3 protein-coding genes are annotated in these 2,419 nt (G+C 59.6%); all 3 read left to right on the plus strand.

What is annotated here, in order from left to right:
* Positions 1-747, plus strand: a 747-nt coding sequence (locus tag Q0X89_RS17720) for an acylneuraminate cytidylyltransferase family protein (protein ID WP_297696679.1), incomplete at its 5' end; no start/stop codon positions are given.
* 11 nt (positions 748-758) lie between these two features.
* Positions 759-1,460: an SDR family oxidoreductase gene (locus Q0X89_RS17725; RefSeq protein WP_297696681.1), complete on the plus strand. Its 702-nt coding sequence runs from the start codon at positions 759-761 to the stop codon at positions 1,458-1,460.
* Positions 1,457-2,377 (plus strand): aldo/keto reductase, encoded by a 921-nt coding sequence (locus Q0X89_RS17730; protein ID WP_297696683.1) that lies wholly within the window; start codon positions 1,457-1,459, stop codon positions 2,375-2,377. The genes Q0X89_RS17725 and Q0X89_RS17730 overlap by 4 nt, the downstream gene beginning before the upstream one ends.
* The last annotated feature ends 42 nt before the right edge of the window (positions 2,378-2,419 follow it).

Here is a 2,419-nt window from a genome sequence, read left to right on the forward strand (position 1 = left end):
TCAACGAGCCTATCTAACCCAGCGAAGGAGAACGCAGCGATGGAGGAGATTCGCAAAAAGGCCAGTACGATGGCATGCGTAATCCCTGCACGGCTAGGCTCAAAGCGCATCGCGCGCAAGAACCTACGCTTGATCGGGGGTAAGCCTTTGCTTGCGCATTCCATCGGCGCCGCCCTCAGCAGTGGACTGTTTGACACCGTATACGTCTGTACCGAGTCAGAAGAGATCGCGGCCGCCGCCACCGAACACGGTGCCGAGGCCAAGCTTGTTGGTGAAGAACTCTGCACTGACCTCATTCCCTCCTGGAAGCCCTGCGTGGAACTGGTGAATCAGCTCAATAGCAAGGGGGCCAACTTCAGCGAGCTGCTTTGCCTGCAGCCGACGTCTCCCCTGCGGTCTGCAGCAGACATTTGCAGCGGCGTCCGCGCTTTCTACAACGTGGACTGCGACTTCATCGTCTCCGTCACCGAAATCGATCCCCATTACTTCCACTGGGCACTACAGTGCGAACAGGGTTGGAAGATGGTTTTCGGCGAGGACTACATGATAGAGCGGCCGTTGCTACCCAAACGCTATCGCCCCAATGGTTCTATCAAGGTGGCCAATATCGACGCACTCGAGCGCATCGGGCACTTCTTCGGACAGGCACTCAGCTGCATTGAAACGCCTGAAGAGCGGTCCGTTCACGTGGGCGTCGAACTAGAGTTTCAGCTAGCCGATTTCCTACTCCAGGGAGGCCGGGCATGAGCAGTCGCGTCTTGATAACTGGAGCCCGGGGCAAGCTCGGTCGAGGACTTGTCGCGGCCTTCGAGGGCAAGGGTTGGCAGATAGCAGCCGCTAATCGTTTCAACCCGACAAAGGCCACTCAGTTCGACTCCACTCAGCAGCAGATCGAGCTGGACCTGACTCAGGACGCGCAGATTGAAAGCGCCACCTCGCAGTTCATTGCCGCCAGCGAGGAAGGCGACCATGTGGCCCTGGTGGCCAACGCTTCTAACCGCGAGGCATGTTGGGCCGAGCCCTCCCGTGAATCCCTTCACGCACTTTTTGACGTCGACGTGGCAGGCCACTTCCTGTTGACCCAGGCGTTTGCTCGTCAGGCCTTAGCAAAAGGCTGTACCGCGACAATTCTGTTCGTGGGCTCCATCTACGGCTGCGGCGGCGTACACACCTCCATTTACCCCGAGGGGATGACCCCCACGCCGGTCCAGTACTGCGTCGTCAAGGCCGCTCTCGTGGGCTTGGTGAAGGATTTGGCTGGCCGCTTGGGCAGCGGGGGAATCACCGTCAACTGCCTCGTCCCGGGAGGAATCGAGGGTGGCCAACCAGACGCCTTTGTGCGCAACTATAGCGCCAAAACACCAGAAGTTGCCGCGGTCGCCGAAATGCTATGTCAACGTGGGAGCGCCTACGTCACGGGGCAAGTGATCCACGTTGACGGCGGGTGGAGCGCCTGGTGAGTGGACCTCAACCACCGTCCTCGGCGCAGCTGGTCCTCGGGACCGCACAATGGGGGATGGCCTACGGCATCGCCAATCGCTACGGACAAACCCCGACCAGTGAAGTTAGGCACATCTTGAAGCTTGCCCGCAACGCAGGCGTCTGCATCCTCGACACCGCCCGAGCATACGGTCAGAGCGAAGAGGTCATTGGATCGCTGACTGCCGGCGATTCTGACTGGCGAATCATCACGAAAATTAATCCCAATCTACCGGATGACAAACAAGCGATGGTCGCCGCGACAATGGCGAGCCTCAGTCAGAGCCGCCAAGCGCTGGCGCGGGACCAGCTCGACACGGTCCTACTGCATCGGCCCGATCAGCTCACTCGAGGCGACGGAGCGGCCTGGCGTCACCTGCTCCAACAGCAGCAAGATGGAGCAATCAAACGTCTAGGGGTTTCGGTCCTAACCCCGGAGCAAGCCGTGGAGCTCGTGGACCATCCACAAATCGAGGCCCTGCAAGTGCCATTCAGCCTGCTCGATCAACGCCTACAAAGAGCGGACTTCTTCGAACGAGCGCAGGCCAAAGGCAAAGAGATTTTCGTGCGAAGTGTTTTCTTGCATGGTCCTGCGTTCCTCTCCCGCAGCCAGCTTGATCCCTACTTGGAACCGCTCAGCGTCCCTCTCGGGGTGCTAGACAGTTGGGCAAGGGACCATGAGCTGAGCCGGGCCGGGCTGTTTCTTCGCTATGCGCAGACAAAGGGAGTTCATCTGGTCCTGGGCTGCGAATCAGCCCAACAGTTGCGCCAGAATCTCGCAACCTGGCGGCTGGGCGCTCTGGCCGCGGATCAAGTCCCAGAGGTTGAGGCGTTGGTTCCTGAATTGCCTGCCACGCTGCTCAACCCGGCTCAATGGCAACTGAGCAACCGATCATGAGCGAGTGCCTACTGCGCACCAGAATACCGATGAGCAGAATCG

The organism is uncultured Eudoraea sp., from assembly GCF_947258525.1.
Taxonomy (GTDB): Bacteria; Bacteroidota; Bacteroidia; order Flavobacteriales; family Flavobacteriaceae; genus Eudoraea.